Raw genomic sequence first — 22,131 nt, forward strand, 5'->3', positions numbered from 1 at the left:
TAGCGGTTTTACCAGCCGTACTGGATCAGCAGGCTGCCATCGGGCCTGATCGTACGGTTTTCCAGGAATCTTTTTTTCATCCACTGTTTCTTGTTTTTTGAAACAATTTTCCAGTTGGGATGATTTTTAAATCTGGATGCGTAAGGCTTGTTGGTTCCATCATCTTTATATGTCATGCAGATAAAGGGATTGTCCCCGCACCATCGCCAAAAAGTGGGATGCCAGCGGCATCTTGGGCAAATGGTGTACGTTTCTTTTCTAACCAGGTTATAAGTCCTGCGATGGGTTGTCTCTTTCAGACATTTGTTTTTTTTCACTTGTAAACACAATTGGTGCTACAAGGCGTCGAATTCTTTTTTCATGGGTGCATTTATCAAAAGATGTTGGCAAAGATAACCAAAATGATCTTTTGCCCTAATACGCTCTATACATCACCTTACAATCCGTTAACTCTTTCAGATGAGACTGCCCGATGGTATAAGTATAAGTTCCGTTTTGCCTGGTTTCTTTTACAATCTGCCCCGGCTCTTTTTGTCGGTAACTTTCAAATAAACGGCTGTAGTCCGCGCGATTGGCATCATAATCGAAGATGGTTAAGGGCAGCTCCCATTTGGTGTTGGAATAGCGGCGCTTAAATATGGCGCGGTCTTTTTCAGTCTGATAGCAGGAATAATATACATTTCCGTCTTTTTCCTCCAGTGTAAATTTATGTCCCGTATTTAATTTTTTGTTCCGGTAACTTTCGGGTGAAAGATGGTATTCTTCAATCAGAAAAAAGGTTTTGTTAAGCATTTTATAAACCCTTAACCAGTTAGGGCTGTATGCGATAACAGTGTCCATGTTATAATCCAGGGAAACATTGCCTGCTTTAACAGGAATGGTTTGTTCGTATGCTATGGCATGCGTCCGGGTATCAAAACCAAAATCTGCAGGTTTGTTATCGATAGTAACCAGTGAATACGCCTCTGCATCGAAAGGAATATATTGTTCCCAATCTCTTTCAGTGGAAGGTTGCTGTCTTTTTAACAGAACAGCCGTCAGTTGCCCGGCAGTATTAAATTGATATTCCAATGAACGTTGTTTTTCATTGTTGGGGCTTATGAAAATTGATTGCACCCCGGAGTAATCCAGGAATTGAAGCGGCAGGTAATGATCATTAAAGATATGTTGAAGAATGAATTCATTCATCTGGCCGGGTACACCGGGAGCAATGGGATTGATTTTGGTGGGATGTATATACCGGTCCACTTTAAGTGAATCGATCTGGAAACGGTCATACTCATAGGTGCTGATCTCCGGCGGCCGGTTCTGTTGATTCGACATTTCCACTATGTCGCCTGCGTTTACTGTTGTTTTTGTTTGCCAGAAATGAATAGTGTACTGTTTTTTTTCATTTCCTTCAGATGGGTTGGTAAAACAAAAAACAAACCTTGCATCCGGATAAGGTGGTGGAGGAGTAGGAGATGTTGGTGTATTCCGTTTTTCCAGGTAAGCATATCTTTTCTGGAAGAATGTTTTGGCATCAGGGCCCTTAGCCAGTTCTACGCTGTCGGCCAACTGGTAGCGGGGCGGCGCACTGCTCAACACTTTTTTGGCTGTTAATAGAGCACTGGTTTGGAAAAGTAACATCGTGACACGACCGTAATAATAAACCAGGAGGATCTTATCGCCTTTTCCGTTGCTGGTTACGACAGTGTCTTCGTTGTAATCATTATTGTTCAGGATACGGTCTGTTTTAAAACCCTTTTTTACCAGGTATTCTTTTACCTTCTCACCGGCATAGAAAGCATTTTCCAGGTCTTTTATAGAAAGAGACTGGGTGGGAGCCATTTTGGGTTGCTGTGCTGCGACCACTGAAGACAAGGAAAGTATGCCAAGTAAAATAACCAGATGTTTTTTCATAACTGTCAAACTATTAAGTATCGCCGATGAACTATTGACCTAAACTAGTTTAATAGTTGCGATTACCCAAAAAATGTTTGGTATGGATATCTAATCTTTAGATATTAAATTTGTAAAAAAGTGATAATGGCTGATACTGGTAATAAGCGGATAAAAAGGAGTGAGGAAATAACCAGTCAGTACTTTGTGTTTTTAGACAAACACATTGATGACCTGGTACAGGGGAGAGTAACAGAAATGATGGAGCTGAATGAAATCGCTTCTGAATTATGCGTTTCACACAAGCACCTGACTGATACCATCAAGCAAACAATGGGCGCTCATCCCTGTCATTTCTATGATCAGAAAATTATAGAAAAGGCCAAACAACTTTTGCAGGAAACAGACGCTTCTATTGCACATATCGCTATGACCCTGACTTACGATCCTTCCAATTTCTCAAAATTCTTCAAAAAATATGTACGGTTGACACCGGATCAATGGCGGAAAAATAATCTGCCAGGTTGAAACTTCCGAAAAGTTCACCACGATAAACCTATTTAGCATACAGACCTTTGCCGTAATTAAAACAATTAATATGGCAAGAAACGATTTAAATGGAAAAGTGGTTTTGATCGCGGGTGGAGCGAAAAACCTGGGAGGACTATTAAGCCGTAATTTTGCAGCGAAAGGAGCAAAACTGGCAATCCACTACAACAGCGGGAGTACCAAAGCTGATGCAGAAAAAACACTGGCTGATGTAGAAGCTTTAGGAGCTGAAGCATTCCTGTTTCAGGCTGACCTCACTGATGTAAATAACATTGCTAAATTCTTTGATGAAGCCATTGATAAATTTGGCGGAATAGACATTGCCATTAACACCGTTGGTAAGGTTTTGAAGAAGCCGTATGTAGACACCACCGAAGCGGAGTACGACAGTATGTCGGACATTAACTCCAAAGTAGCATATTTCTTTATTCAGGAAGCCGGGAAAAAATTGAATGGTAATGGTAAGATATGTACCATCGTTACCTCCCTGCTGGCGGCATTTACCGGGTACTATTCTACTTATGCCGGAATGAAAGCGCCGGTGGAAGACTTTACCCGTGCCGCATCCAAAGAGTTTGGTGTCCGTGGTATTTCGGTATCGGCTGTAGCGCCCGGACCAATGGATACCCCGTTTTTTTACGGGCAGGAAAGCACAGAGGCAGTGGCTTATCATAAAGCGGCTTCCGCATTGGGCGGACTTACGGATATCAAAGATATCGCTCCGCTGGTTGAGTTTTTAGTTACAGATGGCTGGTGGATTACCGGGCAAACCATTTTTGCCAATGGAGGATATACGACGCGTTAGTAGAGTAGGTAAGGGGTTAAGGGCAATAGGAGCTTGAGTCTTCTGTTGCCCTTTTTTATGTAGCTGTTATCTTTATTGCTGGTTATCGATCTTCGTTTCCAGGCTATCCTGTAAGCTTACGCGCAGACTTGATAAGAGGTTGTAACCAGTGGCATTTTCAATATCACGTACGGTTGTCCTGTATTGGGTCCAGTCGGAGTTAATACTGTTGGTGTTGGGTGTATTCACCGCAATCACCCGGGTTGCCCCGTTAATCCTGCTCAGGTCATTGTTGCCTGCAGGCAGTACCACTACAACCTTCCAGATATTGGCCGGAACTGTTACATTCCCATTGTTGATGGTATTGGTAACACCGCCCAGGGAGCCGGTGCCGCCCTGGCCATAATTACCATCGATCACGTATACCTCATTGCCGGCGTTAACAAGGCTGCGGGTATAGTTTTCCAGGTTGGCCCATGTCTGCTGGTTGTTATTAGGCGCCTGCGGCATCATATTCGTCATGAGGAAGGTCGCGGAGTTGGCTTCGGTGGTGGATGTCCTGTCACCGGAAGGGCAGTTGTGGCCACGGTCAAATCCTGAGCCGCTGTAGCTGCTGTTCTGTACCTGGTACCATCCGGCGGGCAACGTGTTGTCTGCCCTGAAATCATCGCTGCGGGAAACAGAACCCAGATCGGATGATTGTATGTGCCAGCTTACCCAATTGGGGGTACCACGGCTACGGCTATATGATAGCGCATAGTAAGTTTTTACCATCAGGTAATTATTTTCTGAAGAGATATCTGCCAGCGCGTTGCTTGGGTTGCCCAGTAACATATTGTCGTTGTCTCCCGCTGCAGGAGGCGGATTGCTGCCGCCATCGCCGGTCGTAATGGAAATATCATCGATGTTAATCCTGTTTGAGCCACCGGAAACTTTCCGGATGCTGATCCGCAGACTGGCGCCAGCGGTAAAAGTAAAAGTAGCCGCCTGCAGGTTACCGGAAGTAGTAACGTTGCTGCCCTGCTGTTGCCAGCTTCCTCCATTATCACCGGAAGTCCATAACTGCCAGTCGCTGTTACCATCCGACCCATAGCTGCCGTGATGAACCGTAACGGTAACAGAGCCTGCTCCGCCGGCGATATTAAAGTTGGTCGTTAATGTACCGGTGTTCCTGATACGTACTGATTTGGTACCATTTTTCAGATCGGCAGACAGGGTGCCAATCAGGGCGTCGTCCAGTGTCCAGGAGCCGCTGGACAAGGTTACCGTACCACTTGCATACGCCGTTTTACTGCCGGATTCGAAATTTTCTGTCAGCAGGGTAGTCAGTTCTGTGGTCGCCTTACGTTGTGAAGGAAGAGTTTCCTGGGGTTGGATAGTTGCTTCCTTTTTACAGGAAGTGAACAATACACCGCCAAAGCATATAACAAGGATATGCCTGATGAAGGGTTTCATAATGCAGGTTTTTATGGATTATCGGATTGCTTAGGATTCTATCGCTGTTGTAGTCAATGCTATGCAGGTGCCGTCTGCCTGGTGTCCGGTGATGTAAACAGGAATACTGGCTCCTGCTTCTACACGGGTTATCTGGATATTCGTAAGGTTTTCCCGGAGGAATTGCCGGAGTGCTTTAAACTTTTGTGCGTTGGCAACAATCGGTGCGTCATTTGGATCAGCTGCTGCGGTGATATGGCTAAAAAATGCTTCTTCTTCCACGGATCTCAAAACATCCGGTGAAACATGATGCAATGCCGCTATTTTACCATGCACATCAGCGGGCGGCAAAACGCCCCATTGCTCTATGGTTAGTGGATACTCGGACTCACTAAAGTATAAAATGCCGGCTGTTTTATCGGTTAGCTGTTTTAACAAAGCAATGTTTTCCATGGAATGAAATTAGAAATTATCTCTGCATATTTTTATCATGAGGGCAATGATAATAATACGTTAATAATAAAGGTATGCCGCGATGGTAAAGGGGCTCTGCAATAAAGTATACAAGTTGACAGTAATAATTATGGAAAGTAAAGATGTTTGCATCTGTTATGGTATATTGGGATCTGATTGCCTGTTTTTCCGGGAAGCCCTCCGGTGATTTCTAAATTAATACTAACGAAATGAAATACATCTTCTCATTACTTGCAAGTGGTATACTACTTATGTCCGGGAACGCCCGCGGACAGACGGCAACATTGAATGTAAACACATTGGAGGCCGTAAGTGTACAAATGTCAATTGAAAAAAACGGCGTAAAGGTTATCAAAGACTCTTCTGTAAAAGACGCTGACGAGCCTACTTTTGCAAAATTGAAAAACAGCGATTTCAGGAACGGAACGATCACAGTAAAAGTGCTCAGCAAACTTTTGAAAGACGCCTCGAAGACTTCGCGTGGCTTTATTGGCATTGCCTTTAGAATTAACCCGGAAAATAGTAAGTTTGAAGCTATCTACATACGGCCCACTAACGGACGAGCAGAGGATCAGTTAAGGAGGAATCACGCCATACAGTATTTTTCCTATCCCAATTACGCCTTTGATCGCCTTCGTGAAGAATCGCCAGGCGTTTATGAGTCATATGCCGACATGGGCCTCAATGAATGGATCACCATGAAAATAGTGGTAAAAGAAAACCAGGCGAAGCTTTTTCTGAATGGAAACAAACAACCATCTCTCATTGTCAGCGACCTGAAACATGGACCTGATGCATCGGGTGGTATTGGTTTATGGGTGGATGTGGGCACAGAGGGATACTTTAAAGACCTCAAAATTGTTAAAGAATAAAGGGCAACACAGTTGCTTTATTGATCTTGTAGTATTCACCGTTTAAAAAGGTTCTCAGTATAAACAGCTCACTCTTCCGGATTGAGTGAGCCACCTGAGAAAACCGAAAAGAAATCCTTTTTATATACCTCGCCGAGGGGGATCTCAAATTCGCTGAGGTAAATATTGCGGTGATCAAAGGAATCTATATATTTTGTATTCACTACATAGGACTTGCTGACCCGCAGGAAAAGGTGCTGGGGCAGCTTCTGGTGAATGGTTTTTAAATTCATGGCAGTAATAAGCTTCTGGTTACCAACATACATGACCACATAATCCTTCAGCCCCTCTATAAACCTGATATCGGCAAAATTGACCCTATGGAATTTCCGCTCTGACTTAATCAGTAAGAAAGCAACTGTATTGGACTCAATAATACTCTTTTCGGTATCATCTGAAAGCAATTTTCTATATACCTCCGCTTTATTGATTGCTTTCTCCAACCTCGACTTTTCTATGGGTTTAAGGAGGTAGTCGATGGCATCCAGCTCGTAACTCTTTAATGCGTATTGCGGATAAGCGGTTGTAAAAATGGTAAGCGTTTGCCTGGGCAGTTGTGCGGCAAACTGTAATCCCGTTACCATCGGCATTTCAATATCGAGAAAAATAAGATCTACATCATTTTCCTTTAAGAAGTCCAGGGCAGTGAGAGCATTGGTGAACTTTCCCAATATCTCCAGCCGGGATACTTCTTTGATCAATGTCTGCATTTGTTCTCTTGCCAGTGGCTCATCATCTACAATGATACAGTTCATAACGGTATTGTTAGTTTTACATTATACTCATTTTCTGAAGAAGTAATTTCAAGATCACAATTATCGCCATATAAAAGTTCAAGCCGTCTTTTTATGTTTGCTAAGCCTAATCCACTGTTTTTTTCATCGGAGGGTATATATCCGGGGTCTGTCGAATTAACACATTGGAAGTAAAGTTTATCATCGCTAACGGTTATGCTTATCCTGATGTAGGATTCCGCCCCGCTTATGTTTACACTGTGCTTTATAGCATTTTCAACAAAGGTAGTGAAAAGGTTAGGTGGTAAAAAGATACGATTCAGGGCTGAAGCAGCCGTATGATTTTCGATACTGACCGACAGGTTATCTCTTCTGATTTTTTCCAGATCAAGGAAATTGGACAGGAAATTGATCTCGGACCTCAGCAGTGTTTTTTCTTCATTGTTCTCATAAAGCTGGTAGCGAAGAAATTCGGATAGTTTCATAATAACAATATCGGCTTTCTCCGGATCGCTGCGCATAAGCACCCTGATTCCATTGAGCATGTTAAACAGGAAATGCGGATTGATCTGGTTCCGCAATTCGTTTAGTTCCATAGTCAGGGTGATATTCCTTAACTCCGTAATTCTTTCATTGTCCCTCATCCATCGCTGGAACAGCTTGATCATAGTAGTGACCAGGATAATCGGTGTTAAGAGGATTGTTCCTTCATAGAATCCCATTTTACCGGCAGGGACAGACAGGTTCGCCGGCAATTGCGCATACGAGGAAAACATATTTAATAATACGAACATCAGTACCATAAACACCAATACCAGTAAAACCAGGAGTGCCAGGTAGCTTATGTACCAACCCTTGAAGAAAAACCTGGGCACCAGTACATTCATGTTGATGTAGCACATTGTTATCAGCGCTCCATACACGCAGAGCAACCTGAAATACCTGTAGGTCCCGGAGTATTGTAAAACCGGGGTGGTATTGTAAATGATAGCCAGAGATCCAAGTAACAACACCGCATGACGTAAAAACTTGTACCGGTCGTCAACGATCAGCTGTATAATCTTCCTTTCCTTTAACTCCGGGTGTTCGTGTTTCATGATATTCCAGGGTTTCTTAAACCTGCACAAAGATAAAACGATATATCCGGCAGTTACCGGATATTATACAAACCACCCCTATTCTTATACCAAATTCCGGCGCGAAAGGATTTAATATAAAATGTAACCGGCTTGGTATAAAAAAGGAAAACTGCTATGGTATTAATCCTTTCTTTGTTCCACTTCGCCAACAATAATTTTTCCCCTGATCTATAATTAAAAGTATAAAATAAAGAAGATGGATGTTTTGAAAAATGCAGTACCATTAGTATTAGGTTTGCTGACTTTATCGGCAGAAAGTTTTTCACAGACGCGGGACAGTATTCCCGGCGCTGCTAAGGAAAGCGTGAATATATCCAAACGGGTAGTGGCCTATGCGGCCGATAAATTCACTGTTATACGTCCCTTCAATATAGAATTTACCCATGTTGCTCCGTATAACTTTTCTTCGGAAAGAGGAGGGAAGTCGTTGCCGGATAGTAAGGTTAACAGTTTCTCGCAGGCTAAAGTGAGCGCCAATATCAACTTTATAAAAAGAAAAAACTGGCTATTGGGTGCTACTGTGGGCTACAGGTATACCACTGCGGAAGCCGGTTTAGTACCCTCTGTTGGAGGAACAGTCAAAAATGTTGACGGCGATTTTCATTATCTTTTTTCATCTGTCAACTTTACTTTTTTTTCAACTTTGTTTAATAAACGCACCATCTATACTTCCAGTATTTTGGTAGATGGAAGTGAGAAGTATCTTGAAAGGGTGAAAGGAATGGCCACAGGTACCATGATCCTGAAAGCCAATCAACGTACAAAAATGACTGCCGGCATACTCATTAGTATTGATCCGAGTGCCCAAAGTCCCATCATACCAACTTTCTCCTATGAGCATAAATTCAGTAATGGGCTGATCGCAGATGTTGTTCTCCCAAGAAGTGTTTACCTGAGAAAACCCGTATTCACCAATGGCAGGGTATCATTGGGGGCAGAGATGGATCGAACCTCCTTTTACCTGTACAATATAGATGGCACCTCTCAAAAGTATGAATACAGGCAGTTGGATATCAACTCCGGGTTAACTTACGAACATCTCATTGTAAAATATTTTGTGTTCACGGCAAAAACAGGGATGAGGATAATCCCATCCGGCAGGATCTTCCGTAAAGAAGATTCATTCGGCTCACCGGTATTCAAAACCACCCCGGATCCAACTTTTTATTTTAACGTGGGCGTATCATTCAATCCTTTTTCCCTGATAGGGAAGAAGAAATAATATGCATTTATGGTAAATGTTTTCAAAACAGATGTTCAGTCAGCAGATGTAACCAAAGAGATCATCAATGATCTCTTGCAGATGTATCCATGCCTGAGGATAACTTTTGATCTGGAAGATGAAGACAAGATCATGAGGGTGGAAGGATCTTTCTTTAAGACAGCTGATATTATCAGCTGTCTTAAAGAAAACGGTCATTGCTGTATTTATTTACCTATGGATGTTGGTAAATAGATTCATTCGTACAAATACGTTCTCCGGTACTCACTCGGCGTTTGCTGTTTTACTTCTTTGAATTGTTTACTGAAGTGTGCCCAGCTTTTATAACCACTTTCATAACAGATATCCAGTATCGGCTGTGTAGTGGCAGTAAGCAGTTTACAGGCATGACTGATACGCAGATCTCTCAGGAAATCGAAATAGGTTTTTTTGATATTTTTTTTGAAGAACCTGCAAAAGTTGGGCACGCTCATGTTTGCAATAGCAGCCACTTCCTCAAGGGTCACTTTTTCGAGATAGTGTTTAAAAGAGAAATCAATAATTTTCTCGATGACGGGGTTGAGCACATTGCCTGTATCGGTGAAATCTTCTGCCAGTATTTTATATTGGGTTGAATGACCTATTCTATGCAGGCATTGCAGTAAAAGGATCAGTTTATCAAAGCCTTTTTCATGGTGTATCTGCTGCATGCTTTCCGACACCTCCTTTTTAAGGGCGTGTTCCAGCTGGATGCCGTTGTTCTTTTGCAACAGGGATTGTATGGTTTTCATTTCCGCCATTTGCAGCAGCCCATCTCCCCAGCAATCCCGGGTGAAGTGTATAACCAGGGCGGCTCCCTTCATTTTAGGATGACTTTTTCTGAACCAATGCGGAAGATTACCAGCCATAAAGAATACATCGTTCACCGTGTAGTCGCTTACATAATCGCCGATCATGGCCGTTCCATTACCTTTTAATATCAGGATCAATTCGTATTCAGGATGCTTATGCCAGTTGGTTTCAAATTGCGGCGTTTCATAAATACGGCAGGCGAAGCTTTGACTGGAATCATTAGTGATTTTCTGAAGAATCGTTTTCATGCAGACTTAAGATAACCCATCTTATCATATAAATGGATAAATTTATCAAATTATTGATAAGATAGCATATTTTCTTTCAAAAATAACGGTTGCCAGCCCTTTAAATTCCCGTCATATTTGCGTTATTAAAACACGGATATGAAAATAATTACAGGAAAGAAAGAATTTTTTGCAGGCATTGATGCCATTAAATTTGAAGGACCACGTACCGATAATCCTTTAGCTTACCGCTGGTATGATGAGAACAAAGTAGTGGCCGGCAAACCAATGAAAGAATGGTTGCGCTTCGCTGTTGCTTACTGGCACTCCTTTAACGGAACCGGCGCCGATCCCTTTGGCGAAGCAACACACATCTTTGAATGGGATAAGAACGCAGATCCTGTTGCCCGCGCAAAAGACAAAGCGGATGCCGCTTTTGAACTGATTACCAAACTCAATCTTCCTTATTACTGCTTCCATGATGTTGATGTGGTTGACTACACAAACGACATCGCGGAAAATGAAAAGCGCCTGCAAACGCTTACGCAGTACCTGAAACAGAAACAGGAGGAGAGTGGCGTTAAGTTATTATGGGGTACCGCCAACCTGTTCAGTCACCGCCGTTATATGAATGGCGCGGCCACCAATCCTGACTTCCACGTATTGAGCCATGCAGCAGCCCAGGTAAAAGCGGCGCTCGATGCCACGATTGCACTTGGTGGAGAGAACTATGTTTTCTGGGGCGGCCGTGAAGGATATATGAGCCTGTTAAATACAGATATGAAGCGGGAAAAGGAACACCTGGCCAGGTTCCTGCAGGCATCAAGGGATTATGCCCGCAAAAATGGCTTTACCGGTACATTCTTTATTGAACCCAAGCCCTGCGAGCCTACCAAACACCAATATGATTATGATGCAGAAACGGTGATCGGGTTCCTTCGTCAGTACGACCTGCTGAACGACTTTAAACTTAACCTCGAAGTGAACCACGCAACACTGGCTGGCCATACTTTCCAGCATGAGCTGCAGGTAGCCATAGACGCCGGTTTGCTCGGAAGCATGGACGCCAACAGGGGCGACTACCAGAATGGCTGGGATACCGACCAGTTCCCCACCAACCTCAACGAGCTTACTGAGGCCATGTTGATTATCCTCGAAGGCGGTGGCTTTAAAGGCGGCGGTATCAACTTCGATGCGAAGATCAGGAGAAACTCTACCGATCCTGCGGATATTTTCTACGCTCATATCGGTGGGGTGGACAGCTTTGCCCGCGCCCTGATCACTGCGGATGAAATCCTGGAGAAAAGCGACTACCGCAAAATCCGCCAGGAACGTTATGCCTCTTTCAGCGTTGATACAGCAAAAGCCTTTGAATCAGGAAAAGCCGGCCTGGAAGAACTGCGCGCTTTTGCTATCGCCCAGGGAGAACCGGCGGTAAGAAGCGGCAGACAGGAGTACCTGGAAAATATCATCAATAATTACCTGTAAGGCGTTTTTATAAAAAAACATTCCTGACTCCGCCGGTACTTAACCGGCGGAGTTTTTTTTGTAAGAAATGAGTGGCAGACTGCCGGATAAAACATTTTTACCCTTCATTTCAACATTTGTACCCGCCGGTTGGAGGAACGCGGAATTATCTTACCGCTACAAAAAACCACGTTTACGAAATGTTACTAAAACCGATTGTCTTTGTCATTTTATTTTTTAGCCTGACGATGCAAAACGGGCTGGCCCAGCAAAGAGGCCCTGGCAGGAAGCCGCCCGTTGAAACAGATTCCACACATTTTTATTCGGCAGTGAATACCTATATCAATCCTGTTCTGCCAGGAGATCATCCCGATCCAACCCTGCTGAAGGTGGGAAAGGACTTCTATCACTGTGGCTCTTCTTTTCATTTCAATCCCTACCTGCCCATTTATCATTCCAAAGACCTGGTACATTGGAAAGTGATCAGCCGTGTATTGCCGCCGGCAAATACAGGTATGGTGGCAGACCGCCCCGGTGCCGGCGTATGGCAGGGCGCCATCACGTATTTTTATGGCTCCTATTGGATCTATTTTTCTTCCGGCGGACAATGGTTTTCCAAAGCAGCTGCGCCACAGGGTCCGTGGACAGCCCCGGTGCGGGTAAAGGATAATCCTCAGACCGGACCACTCGGCTACGATAACTCCATTTTTGTAGATGACGACGGAAAGCCATACATGGTAATTAAAAATGGCCAGAAAGTAAACCGCTTGCAGGCGCTTGGGCAGGACGGCCAGCTCACGGATTCAGTGATCAACCTGGATTGGATGAATGCAAACCTGCAATACAGCTGGGCAGAAGGCCCCGTAATGTGTAAACGCAATGGATATTACTACTACTTCCCGGCCGGCGACGTATCCGGTGGTCAGTATGTTTTGCGGGCAACAGCCCTCACGGCCGATTCCACTAAATGGGAACGGCTGGGCAATTTTTTCAAACCAAGCCCTGACCCGCACAATACTTTTGCCCGTCCCAATCATATTTCAGCACCCGTTCAACTGGCGGATGGTACCTGGTGGACGATCGGGCAGAGCTATCAGAAAAGAGATCAGGATGATTGGTCTGGTATGGGACGACAAACTTCTTTATACCAGGTACTATGGGAGGGCGACCGTCCCTGGGGAGCGCCACCGGTTAGCGGCCCGGTAGTTAAGCCCGCACTGGATAACGACAACACTCCCTGGCGCAGTGTACGTACTGATCATTTTGATACAGACAGCCTCGGAGCCTGGTGGCATTTCCTCACAAAACCTGCAGCAGCACAGTATTCCCTGGCGCACCGGAAAGGTTGGATCCGTTTATCTCCCGACAGCGGGAGAACCCACCTCCTGCAAAAGGAAACAGATCATTTCTATTCAGCCGTTACCCGTCTCGACGCCGATGCGCCGGCAGCAAATGGCGGCATTTACCTTACCAATGGCAACCAAACTGTATATGCCCGCCTTTACTATACGCAGGGGAGAATTGTTTTTCAGTTGAACTCCGCGTTGCGGGAGCTACCTTATAATAAAGGAGGAAACGTTTGGCTTAAACTGGAAAGGTGGGAACATCAGCTGAGTGGCTTTTTCAGTACGGATGGTAAAAACTGGACGTCAGTGGGCGCGCCTCTCAGTGCCGTGGCTTTGGATAAAGCCCAGCCCAATTTTAACAGTTGGGTAGGTACCAGTATTGGTTTGTTTGCGGAACATGGCCCGGTTGATTTCGATTTTTTTGTTTGCAAAGATGGATTTTCCGCCTTGCCTGCCATTGGAAGCAGCAATCAATATGGTACACATAAAGTAAAGAGAGGGGATGATTGGGTAGTCACTAATTTTTCGACGCACGGTGGCTGGCTGATGATATCAGGAGTAGATTTCGGTACCGCCGGAGAAGCCCGGGCAATTGAGATAATGGCTGCTGCTACTAAAAGTGGTGAACTGAAAGTGTTGGTTGACGACCTGGAGAACGGTAAACAAATTGCCGGCGTTCCGGTTAAACCCGGCCAACTTTCCGGACGGACTCTTTTGCGGAATAAAGATCTTTCTGGTCAGCATGACCTCTTTATCAGGTTCCCGGCAGGCGCCTCACAGGAGATATTTATTAAGAGTATCCGCTTGTTAAGAACGGGGAAAAAATAATCCGGATTTTAAGGACCGTACTGGTTGCTAACCAGCATCTGTACGTTATTTAGACATTATTGCCATCCTTTTGGAGATTCGTACCATTCATATAAACAGGGCTATTGTAGATTCGTCTGTTGTTTTTTGTTTCAGCTCCACCTGAACGGCTACAACGATACCGTTATGAAAAATTGTCAATTTAACACTAAATGATTACTTATGAAATTTGAATGTCCCCCGGGGTACCACGTCCCGTTATAATCATTTTCAGTTCCAACACTTAATGGGTAGCATCCGATAAATCACTTTAGGGGTCCTGCTTTTTATCACATTTCATTGTTCCCGCCGGGTATGCCGGTGTGATAGTTCTGTATTGGCTGTCAGAACCCCTTATTGCCCTAACATTAAATATTTTGAATTCCATGTTTAAAATGATTCTTTCTCCAAAGTCATGGAAATGGCTTGTTGTGACAGCAGTAATGCTGTCCGCTACACTCCCCTGGTCTTCCTTACAGGCTCAGGATACACGGGTGGTACAGGGAGTGGTGCTGGATGAAAAAAAGACGCCCATCCCCGGTACAACGGTACAGATAAAAGAAACAAAAATCAGTACCAGCACAGGTAATGATGGGAAATTTCTCCTGCGCGTTCCTGCCGATAAACACGTGCTTATTTTCAGTTTTATAGGAAAAACACCGCAGGAAGTAAACATCCGTAACCAGTCAAATATTTCGGTCACCATGAAAGACAATGTTTTTGGTCTGGAAGATGTGGTGATCGTAGGTTATGGCCGGCAGAAAAAGGAGAGCGTTGTAGCCGCCGTTTCACAAACCAATGGTAAAACGTTGGAACGGGCCGGTGGCGTGTCGAATATCGGCGCTGCACTCACCGGAAATGTACCCGGTCTTATTACGGCCCAAAGCACCGGCTTACCCGGCGAAGAAGATCCTCAACTGATCATCCGCGGACTTAGCACCTGGAATAACAGTAATCCTTTAATACTGGTAGACGGTGTGGAGCGGCCAATGTCCAGTGTCGATATCGGATCTGTAGAAACCGTAACGGTTTTAAAAGATGCTTCGGCTACGGCGGTATTTGGTTCGCGGGGCGCCAACGGTGTTATCCTCATCACTACTAAAAGAGGAAAGCTGGGCAAAGCTTCTATCCGTGCTACCATAAATAATATTGTGAAAGCGCCTTCTAAATTGCCCGGAAAGGCAGATTCGTACGACGCTTTGCGTACTGTTAATGAGGCCATAGAATACGAACTCGCATTAAAGCCTGAAAGCTGGAACAACTTTTACCCACAGGCTATTTTGGATAAATACCGGAACCCGGCCAACCTGGAAGAGGCCGAGCGTTATCCTAATGTGGACTGGGCAAAAACCTTATTCAAGGATTATGCAACCTCACAAAATGCAAACCTGAACATCAGCGGAGGAACCCGTTTTGTAAAATATTTCACCAGTGCAGATTTTCTGCATGAAGCCGATCTTTTTAAAATATACGATAACAGGCGTGGGTATAAACCCGGTTTCGGTTTTACAAGATTAAATGTCCGTTCCAACCTGGATTTTCAATTGACATCCTCTACACTCTTTAAAGTAAATCTCTCCGGATCATATGGCGTGCGGAAAAGTCCGTGGGGATTTTCGGGTAATCAGTATGGCTCCTGGATCGACGCTTATACTACGGCGCCGGATGTATTCCTGCCGGTATATGCGGATGGCTCCTGGGGCTACTATGCGCCAAATGAAGGACGCGCAGAAAACTCGGCAAGGAGCCTCGCAGTGGGTGGTATTCAATACCAGACCACTACACGCATCACTACCGACTTCACGGTGGAACAGAACCTGGATAAGCTCGTGGACGGATTGAAATTCAATGCCACTGTTTCAATGGATAATACTTTCGTTGAAAGCGACAGGGGGGTGAATGACCTTTACCACGATGTACAACGCAAATGGATAGACCCCGCCACTGGAAATGTATATTACAAGAGCGCTTTCGATGGCGTAACCAATTTCGATTTCCAGGAAGGCATCAAGTGGTCGCCGGCAGCAGGCGCCGTTACGGATAATCAACGGAGGTTGTTTTATCAGCTGCAGTTAAATTATGCAAAGACGATTGCAGATGACCATAATGTAACCGCCATGGGACTGCTGAACCGCAATGTTACGGCCAGTGGCAGCATGATTCCCTCGTACCGCGAAGATTGGGTATTCCGTGCTACCTACAACTACAAGAATAAATACACGATCGAATATAACGGCGCCTATAACGGTTCGGAAAAGTTTGCACCTGATTACCGGTTTGCCTTCTTTTCTTCAGGTGGTGTGAACTGGATCTTATCCAATGAGCATTTCATGGAAAACGTAAAATTCCTGGACCTGTTGAAGTTCCGCGCCTCATACGGACAAACAGGTTTCGATAACGTGGCGGGCCGTTTCTTATACCTGACCGAGTGGGCTTATGGCGGGCAGGCGCGGCTGGGTACCACTGGCGAAGGAGCTGAGCAAAGTCCGTTCAACTGGTACCGCGAATCTACCGTAGGTAATCCAAATGTGCAATGGGAGCAGGCAGAGAAAATTAACGTGGGAGCCGATTTTGAATTATTCAAAGGTTTCATAAAAGGTAAGGTGGATTTCTTTGAAGATAAGCGCTCCAAAATATTGCTTGCCAACAGGTCGTCTGTTCCGTCTTACTACGGCACCACTCCTCCGGTGGCTAATCTTGGCCGCGTAACGTCGCGGGGATATGAGCTGGAACTGCACTTCAGCTATCCCATCAGGAAACAACTCCGGCTTTGGTCTGACCTGAACATGACCCATACCAAAAATAAAATCATCGAAGCCGACAACCCCGAACTACTGCCGGCTTATCAGAAATCAGAAGGTATGCAGATTGGCCAGGCGTATTCTTATGTCAGCCAGGGCTACTACAACACATGGGACGAGCTTTATGGCAGCACCATGCACAATACCAACGACAACCAGAAACTACCGGGCAACTATTACATCGTTGATTACAACGGCGATGGCGTGATTGACGCAAGGGACAACATCCCCTATGGGCATAGCGGATGGCCCACAAATACCTACAACGCCACCTTTGGCGTGGACTGGAAAGGGCTGAGTGCTTTTGTACAATTCTACGGCGTGAATAACGTAACCCGCCAGGTGGTATTCAACAGTTTGGGTTCCCAGGGACACACGGTTTATAACGAAGGCAGTTACTGGTCGAAGAATAATACCAACGGAGATGTACCGATGCCACGCTGGCTGTCCACGCCCGCAGGTTATTACCGCGGTACCCAATATATGTATGATGGTTCCTATCTGCGGTTAAAGAACGCTGAAATCGCCTACACAATCGATAAAGGATTTATAAAACGGGCGGGTCTTGAATCACTGAGAATATATCTTAACGGCAATAACCTGGCGGCATGGAGCAAGATGCCGGACGACCGCGAATCAAATTTCGCAGGTACCGGCTGGGCATCGCAGGGAGCTTATCCTACAGTGAAGCGTTATAATCTCGGGGCCAATTTTACTTTCTAAACATAATCTTTATGAATAAGTATACAAAGATGCTGCTTGCATTTGCCGGGATAGTGATGGTACTTGGCCTGGCATCCTGCAAGAAGTTCCTGGATAAGGAACCACAATCTATCGTGTCTGAAGAAAATGCATTTAAAACCTTTATCAGTTTTCAGGGCTTTACCGAAGAACTCTATCATTGCATACCGGATTTTACCAATGCTTACTGGACAAATTCCTGGAACTGGGGAGAAGATGAAATTCAATCTACCGCACGCGATTTTCACTTTATAGTAAAAATAGACAATGGCGATTTCTGGGGCTGGCAATCGCAGTTCGACGGCTGGCAGGCCGGTTGGATGGACCGGAATAATACCAGTACCAACGACGACCGCTTTGCAAAGTCGATGTGGAAACTGGGATGGTACGGTATCCGGAAAGCCAATATGGGCCTGGCAAATATTGATAAACTAACAGATGCCACCCAGGAAGAGAAAGACCTGATTAAAGGACAATTGCTGTTTTTCAGGGGATGGTTTCATTTTATGTTCATCCAGTATTTCGGTGGTTTACCTTACATCGACCAGGTACTTCCCGGCGATCAGAAGCTGACCTTACCACGTCTCAAATACAGCGAGTGTGCAGATAAAGCCGCGGCCGACTTCAGAGAGGCGGCAAACCTGCTGCCTGTAAACTGGGATAATACTACCGCAGGAAAAAGAACGCTGGGGAAAAATCAGCTGCGTATTAATAAGATTATGGCGCTGGGTTACCTGGGTAAAAACTATTTGTGGGCGGGTAGTCCGTTGATGAACTATGTATCCACCGGCAGCAAAACATATAACCCGGAATATTGCAAAAAAGCGGCCACCGCATTTGGTGAATTGTTGCAGCTGTGCGAGTCGGGAGATGCGCCTTATAAGCTGGTAGAATTCTCCAAGTACTATACTAATTTCTACAGCACCGGCCAGAACTGGTTAATGCCCGGCGGTACGGAAGCTATTTTCCGTAGTCCTTATTATGGCGCACATGGTTCTACCTATGGTACCGCCAAACAATACGGCCCGGCTTTGATCACAGAAGAAGCCATCACCTTCGTTCCTACGGCTAATTATGTTGATTATTACGGCATGGCTAACGGCTTGCCTATTAAAGATATTACACAGGCGGATCCGGAATCAGGGTACGACCCGGCTTACCCATGGAGAGGCAGGGACCCGCGTTTCTACAACGATATTGTTTTCGACGGGGTTAAATGTGTGCAGGGCGCCACTACCGACGAAGGAAACCGTTATGCAAATCTGCATACCGGTGGAACTTACCGCGACGTCAGCAGCGGCAGTCGTTCCGGTTACCTGCTTTATAAGTTTATTCCGATAACTGCTAACCGCTTTGATAATGGCTGGACTTACGACAAGGCGCTTAACATTCACCTGCCTTATATGCGTTTGGCAGATATATACATCATGTATGCAGAAGCAGCCGCGCAGGGCTACGGCTCCGCCACCGGCAAAGCCGGTAACTATGCTAAAACAGCAGTAGACGCCATTAATGTGATCCGCGACCGGGCCGGTGTTGGACGTGTGGCTGCCCGCTTCACTGCTTCCCTGGATGGCTTCATGAGCGAAGTACGCCGCGAACGTGCGGTGGAACTGTCTTTCGAAGGCCATCGTTTCAATGACCTGAGAAGATGGATGTTGCTGATCCAAAGTCCTTACACACTGAAAAAATCTGTGGAGTTTGACCGGTCACCATCGTTCAGTACTGCAGATCCAAAGAACAACCGGGTACTCAATTTACGTGAGGCCGTGATCCTGGAGCGCAGGTATACCGAAAAACATTACTGGCTGCCGTTAAAAAATTCGGATGCCAATATGTACCTGGAATTCCCACAGAACCCGGGTTGGTAAAACGTGCAACCCTTACATGTATCGTTTACTGTTAATTTCAAAAATTCATGAATCAGATAAAAGCATTAATAGTATCTGCGGCGCTGATAAGCGGGACACCGGTTTTACAGGCGCAGGATACCACGGCAAAAACTATCTCCAATATGCCTGACGAGCGGGTACAGGTGGCATTCCGGAAGGTGGATAGAAAAGACCTGCCAGGAGGCGTTTCCGCGGTAGATGTGGCATCACAACTGAAGTTAAACTATATGACCAGCAGCCTGGAAAATATGGACGGCTGGGTAAATGGTTTTAATGGAAATAGTATGTGGGGCATGGGGAGCTATCTGCTCGTCATTGATGGCGTACCCCGTGAAGCAGGAAATGTAATGCCCACAGAAATTGAACAGATCTCTTTTCTCAAAGGAGTGAATGCCGTAGCGCTTTATGGCAGCAGGGCTGCAAAAGGAGTGGTGTACATTACTACTAAAAGAGGGAACCCGGGCAATCAGCGGATCGACATACGGGCAAATGCCGGCGTAAATGTTCCCAAAGCCTATCCCCATTACCTGGGATCAGCAGAGTACATGACGCTTTACAATGAAGCGCGCCGCAACGACGGACTGGCCGAGCTTTATAGCCCCGAAACGATTTATAATTATGCCGCAGGTAAAAATCCATACAGGTATCCTAATGTGGATTATTACTCCGACAAATATCTTAAAAACGCTTTTGGCAGATATGATGTAACAGCAGAAATTTCCGGGGGAAATGATAAGGCGCGGTATTACACCAATATCGGTTACCAGACCAACGGTTCGTTGCTCAACTTTGGCGAAGCGGTGGACAATGGAAAATCCGATCGCCTCAATTTGCGTGGTAATGTGGATGTTAATCTCAACCAGTATATTTCCTGTAATGTGGATGCCTCCGCCATTTTCTATACCGGCAGGGGTGTAAATACCAATTACTGGGAAAGCGCGGCTACCTTGCGTCCGCATCGTTTTGCCCCGCTCATTCCTTTGGATATGATCGAAACAACGGATGAAGCTTCCAATGTATTTGTGAAGAACAGTAACCATATTATTGATGGGAAATATTTGCTGGGTGGAACGCAGCTGGATCAAACTAATCCGTTTGCCGCCATCTATGCAGGTGGAAACAACCGCTATATCAGCAGGCAATTCCAGTTCAACACAGGCGTGAACGCAGACCTGAGAAATTTACTGAAAGGGCTTTCCTTCCGGTCTACCTTTGCTGTTGACTATAACACTTCCTATAACCTGGCATTCAATAATACTTATGCCGTATATGCACCCACCTGGAACAACTATTCCGGCGTGGATCTGATCAGCAGTCTCACGCAATACGGGCAGGATGCTACTTCCGGCGTACAGAATGTAAGCAACAGCTGGTACCGCCAAACTATTGCAGCTTCCGGGCAGTTCAACTATGTGAACACTATCGGCAACAGGCATCATCTTTCCGCAGTATTATTGGTGAATGGCTTTCAGCAATCTGAATCCGCTGTGTACCACCGTGTCAGCAACGCCAATCTCGGGTTACAGCTGGGCTACAACCTGAGTCGTACTTACTATATTGATTTCAGCGGAGCCGTAGTCCATAGCGCGAAGCTGCCGGAAGGCAACCGCACCGCTTTTTCACCCACCGTGTCGCTGGGCTGGCGGTTGAGTAACGAACCGTTTATGCGTGGTGTGCGGGGAGTGGATGATCTGCGTTTGACCGCTTCCGCCGGTGTGCTGCATACTGATCTGGATATTGACAATTACTATTTATACCAGGGTGTTTATACCAACACACAGGGAAGCTGGTTTGGCTGGAAGGATGGTACCGGTGTACAAGCCACAGAATCCAGGCGGGGAGCCAATCCTGATATGCGTTTTCCGAAAAGGGAAGAGATCAGTATCGGTTTGGAGGGTTCTTTCTTTCATAACTTAATAAAACTGGATGGTAATTTCTTCCTCAACAAAATTACCGGTAATATCATCCAGCCCAATGTGTTGTTTCCTTCTTATTTCACCACCGGATGGCCGGTATCTTCTTTCATCCCCTATATAAATTATAATGATGATAAACGGATGGGGGTTGATTTCAATCTCAGTCTGAATAAGAAACTATCTGCCATCAATTATTCCATCGGGTTGGTAGGAACTTATTATAAAACAACCGCGACAAAACGCGCGGAAACTTATGAAGACAATTACCAATACAGACAAGGCAGGCCTTTGGATGCGATATGGGGGCTGCAACACCAGGGCTTCTTCCAGGATGCAGATGATATTAAAAATTCTCCCTCCCAAACTTTTGGCCAGGTAAAACCGGGTGATATCAAGTATAAAGATCAGAATGGAGATGGAGTGATTGATACACGCGATGAAGTGTACCTGGGCCGTGGGGGCTGGTTTGGCTCACCGCTTACCTTAGGCGTAAACGTGAGTGTGAAATGGAAACAGTTCTCCTTCTTTGCGCTGGGCCAGGGCCGCTTCGGTTCCTACGGCATGAAGAACAGCTCCTGGTTCTGGGTAGATGGAGAAGACAAATATTCCGAAGTGGTAAGAGACCGCTGGACGCCGGAAACAGCCGGGTCAGCGAAATACCCGCGCCTGACCACTTTCAACAGCGACAACAATTTCCGTAACTCGGATTTCTGGCTGTACAAGGCTAACCGTATCGACCTGGCTAAAGTGCAGATCTCTTATGATATGAGCGATCTGATTGGCAATAAAAAAATAGTGAAGGAAATGGGTGTGTACGTGAGTGGCTTCAATTTACTGACGCTTTCTGCCGAACGTAAATTGATGGAGATGAACATCGGCAGTGCACCTCAAACCCGCTTATATAACCTGGGAGTAAAAGCTATGTTCTAATCTAAA

Annotated in this window: 17 protein-coding genes; 10 read left to right on the top strand and 7 right to left on the bottom strand. The window is 45.4% G+C overall.

What is annotated here, in order from left to right; genetic code table 11:
* Nucleotides 1–8 precede the first annotated feature (8 nt).
* A complete protein-coding gene (locus tag V7S65_RS05345; protein WP_336385957.1) occupies nucleotides 9–176 on the bottom strand; it encodes a hypothetical protein in 168 nt (55 codons plus the stop codon).
* A gap of 238 nt (nucleotides 177–414) precedes the next feature.
* Nucleotides 415–1,902, bottom strand: coding sequence for a hypothetical protein (locus V7S65_RS05350; protein WP_336385956.1), 1,488 nt, complete (start codon nucleotides 1,900–1,902; stop codon nucleotides 415–417).
* Nucleotides 1,903–2,028: 126 nt separating this feature from the next.
* Here V7S65_RS05350 and V7S65_RS05355 point away from each other — a divergent pair, with 126 nt between their 5' ends.
* Nucleotides 2,029–2,409 carry a helix-turn-helix domain-containing protein gene (locus V7S65_RS05355; RefSeq protein WP_079467858.1) on the top strand — a complete coding sequence of 127 codons (381 nt, stop codon included), beginning with the start codon at nucleotides 2,029–2,031 and terminating at the stop codon, nucleotides 2,407–2,409.
* Nucleotides 2,410–2,479: 70 nt separating this feature from the next.
* A complete protein-coding gene (locus tag V7S65_RS05360) occupies nucleotides 2,480–3,235 on the top strand; it encodes an SDR family oxidoreductase (protein ID WP_111578586.1) in 756 nt (251 codons plus the stop codon).
* A 72-nt stretch (nucleotides 3,236–3,307) separates the two neighbouring features.
* Here V7S65_RS05360 and V7S65_RS05365 read toward each other — a convergent pair whose 3' ends face one another.
* The gene (locus V7S65_RS05365) at nucleotides 3,308–4,669 is read right to left on the bottom strand and encodes a DNA/RNA non-specific endonuclease (RefSeq protein ID WP_336385955.1); all 1,362 of its coding nucleotides are present in this window, start codon (nucleotides 4,667–4,669) and stop codon (nucleotides 3,308–3,310) included.
* Nucleotides 4,670–4,699: 30 nt separating this feature from the next.
* Nucleotides 4,700–5,101, bottom strand: coding sequence for a nuclease A inhibitor family protein (locus V7S65_RS05370; RefSeq protein ID WP_336385954.1), 402 nt, complete (start codon nucleotides 5,099–5,101; stop codon nucleotides 4,700–4,702).
* A gap of 230 nt (nucleotides 5,102–5,331) precedes the next feature.
* On the opposite strand from V7S65_RS05370, the gene V7S65_RS05375 reads away from it, so the two are divergent.
* On the top strand, nucleotides 5,332–5,994 hold the full coding sequence (locus V7S65_RS05375) for a family 16 glycoside hydrolase (protein ID WP_111578580.1): 663 nt from the start codon (nucleotides 5,332–5,334) through the stop codon (nucleotides 5,992–5,994).
* 68 nt (nucleotides 5,995–6,062) lie between these two features.
* Here the strand turns inward: V7S65_RS05375 and V7S65_RS05380 are convergent, their stop codons facing one another.
* Complete coding sequence (locus tag V7S65_RS05380) at nucleotides 6,063–6,788, bottom strand: LytR/AlgR family response regulator transcription factor (RefSeq protein WP_336385953.1); 726 nt, start codon at nucleotides 6,786–6,788, stop codon at nucleotides 6,063–6,065.
* A complete protein-coding gene (locus V7S65_RS05385; RefSeq protein ID WP_336385952.1) occupies nucleotides 6,785–7,864 on the bottom strand; it encodes a sensor histidine kinase in 1,080 nt (359 codons plus the stop codon). Before V7S65_RS05385 ends, V7S65_RS05380 begins: the two co-directional genes overlap by 4 nt.
* Before the next feature lie 238 nt (nucleotides 7,865–8,102).
* On the opposite strand from V7S65_RS05385, the gene V7S65_RS05390 reads away from it, so the two are divergent.
* A complete protein-coding gene (locus V7S65_RS05390) occupies nucleotides 8,103–9,128 on the top strand; it encodes a hypothetical protein (protein ID WP_336385951.1) in 1,026 nt (341 codons plus the stop codon).
* A gap of 9 nt (nucleotides 9,129–9,137) precedes the next feature.
* On the top strand, nucleotides 9,138–9,362 hold the full coding sequence (locus V7S65_RS05395) for a hypothetical protein (RefSeq protein WP_336385950.1): 225 nt from the start codon (nucleotides 9,138–9,140) through the stop codon (nucleotides 9,360–9,362).
* Nucleotides 9,363–9,364: 2 nt separating this feature from the next.
* On the opposite strand, the gene V7S65_RS05400 is transcribed toward V7S65_RS05395, so the two are convergent.
* Nucleotides 9,365–10,207, bottom strand: coding sequence for an AraC family transcriptional regulator (locus tag V7S65_RS05400; RefSeq protein WP_079467845.1), 843 nt, complete (start codon nucleotides 10,205–10,207; stop codon nucleotides 9,365–9,367).
* A 138-nt stretch (nucleotides 10,208–10,345) separates the two neighbouring features.
* Between V7S65_RS05400 and xylA the strand changes: the two genes are divergently transcribed.
* From xylA to V7S65_RS05425, 5 genes are all read left to right on the top strand, one after another.
* Nucleotides 10,346–11,674: a xylose isomerase gene (xylA, locus tag V7S65_RS05405; RefSeq protein WP_079467844.1), complete on the top strand. Its 1,329-nt coding sequence runs from the start codon at nucleotides 10,346–10,348 to the stop codon at nucleotides 11,672–11,674.
* A gap of 227 nt (nucleotides 11,675–11,901) precedes the next feature.
* On the top strand, nucleotides 11,902–13,827 hold the full coding sequence (locus tag V7S65_RS05410) for a family 43 glycosylhydrolase (protein WP_336385949.1): 1,926 nt from the start codon (nucleotides 11,902–11,904) through the stop codon (nucleotides 13,825–13,827).
* Nucleotides 13,828–14,231: 404 nt separating this feature from the next.
* Nucleotides 14,232–17,369 (top strand): SusC/RagA family TonB-linked outer membrane protein, encoded by a 3,138-nt coding sequence (locus tag V7S65_RS05415; RefSeq protein ID WP_336385948.1) that lies wholly within the window; start codon nucleotides 14,232–14,234, stop codon nucleotides 17,367–17,369.
* A gap of 11 nt (nucleotides 17,370–17,380) precedes the next feature.
* The gene (locus tag V7S65_RS05420) at nucleotides 17,381–19,258 is read left to right on the top strand and encodes a RagB/SusD family nutrient uptake outer membrane protein (RefSeq protein WP_336385947.1); all 1,878 of its coding nucleotides are present in this window, start codon (nucleotides 17,381–17,383) and stop codon (nucleotides 19,256–19,258) included.
* A gap of 47 nt (nucleotides 19,259–19,305) precedes the next feature.
* Nucleotides 19,306–22,125 (top strand): SusC/RagA family TonB-linked outer membrane protein, encoded by a 2,820-nt coding sequence (locus tag V7S65_RS05425; RefSeq protein WP_336385946.1) that lies wholly within the window; start codon nucleotides 19,306–19,308, stop codon nucleotides 22,123–22,125.
* Nucleotides 22,126–22,131 lie beyond the last annotated feature (6 nt).

Origin of the sequence: Chitinophaga sp. CCNWYY40 (assembly GCF_037483205.1) — a bacterium.
In the GTDB taxonomy this organism is placed as follows: domain Bacteria; phylum Bacteroidota; class Bacteroidia; order Chitinophagales; family Chitinophagaceae; genus Chitinophaga; species Chitinophaga ginsengisegetis.

Excerpts from the sequence above, each read along its gene's own strand:
- V7S65_RS05345 (WP_336385957.1), bottom strand. The coding sequence starts at position 176 with ATGACATATAAAGATGATGGAACCAACAAGCCTTACGCATCCAGATTT.
- V7S65_RS05350 (WP_336385956.1), bottom strand. The coding sequence starts at position 1,902 with ATGAAAAAACATCTGGTTATTTTACTTGGCATACTTTCCTTGTCTTCA.
- V7S65_RS05355 (WP_079467858.1), top strand. The coding sequence starts at position 2,029 with ATGGCTGATACTGGTAATAAGCGGATAAAAAGGAGTGAGGAAATAACC.
- V7S65_RS05360 (WP_111578586.1), top strand. The coding sequence starts at position 2,480 with ATGGCAAGAAACGATTTAAATGGAAAAGTGGTTTTGATCGCGGGTGGA.
- V7S65_RS05365 (WP_336385955.1), bottom strand. The coding sequence starts at position 4,669 with ATGAAACCCTTCATCAGGCATATCCTTGTTATATGCTTTGGCGGTGTA.
- V7S65_RS05370 (WP_336385954.1), bottom strand. The coding sequence starts at position 5,101 with ATGGAAAACATTGCTTTGTTAAAACAGCTAACCGATAAAACAGCCGGC.
- V7S65_RS05375 (WP_111578580.1), top strand. The coding sequence starts at position 5,332 with ATGAAATACATCTTCTCATTACTTGCAAGTGGTATACTACTTATGTCC.
- V7S65_RS05380 (WP_336385953.1), bottom strand. The coding sequence starts at position 6,788 with ATGAACTGTATCATTGTAGATGATGAGCCACTGGCAAGAGAACAAATG.
- V7S65_RS05385 (WP_336385952.1), bottom strand. The coding sequence starts at position 7,864 with ATGAAACACGAACACCCGGAGTTAAAGGAAAGGAAGATTATACAGCTG.
- V7S65_RS05390 (WP_336385951.1), top strand. The coding sequence starts at position 8,103 with ATGGATGTTTTGAAAAATGCAGTACCATTAGTATTAGGTTTGCTGACT.
- V7S65_RS05395 (WP_336385950.1), top strand. The coding sequence starts at position 9,138 with ATGGTAAATGTTTTCAAAACAGATGTTCAGTCAGCAGATGTAACCAAA.
- V7S65_RS05400 (WP_079467845.1), bottom strand. The coding sequence starts at position 10,207 with ATGAAAACGATTCTTCAGAAAATCACTAATGATTCCAGTCAAAGCTTC.
- xylA (WP_079467844.1), top strand. The coding sequence starts at position 10,346 with ATGAAAATAATTACAGGAAAGAAAGAATTTTTTGCAGGCATTGATGCC.
- V7S65_RS05410 (WP_336385949.1), top strand. The coding sequence starts at position 11,902 with ATGCAAAACGGGCTGGCCCAGCAAAGAGGCCCTGGCAGGAAGCCGCCC.
- V7S65_RS05415 (WP_336385948.1), top strand. The coding sequence starts at position 14,232 with ATGTTTAAAATGATTCTTTCTCCAAAGTCATGGAAATGGCTTGTTGTG.
- V7S65_RS05420 (WP_336385947.1), top strand. The coding sequence starts at position 17,381 with ATGAATAAGTATACAAAGATGCTGCTTGCATTTGCCGGGATAGTGATG.
- V7S65_RS05425 (WP_336385946.1), top strand. The coding sequence starts at position 19,306 with ATGAATCAGATAAAAGCATTAATAGTATCTGCGGCGCTGATAAGCGGG.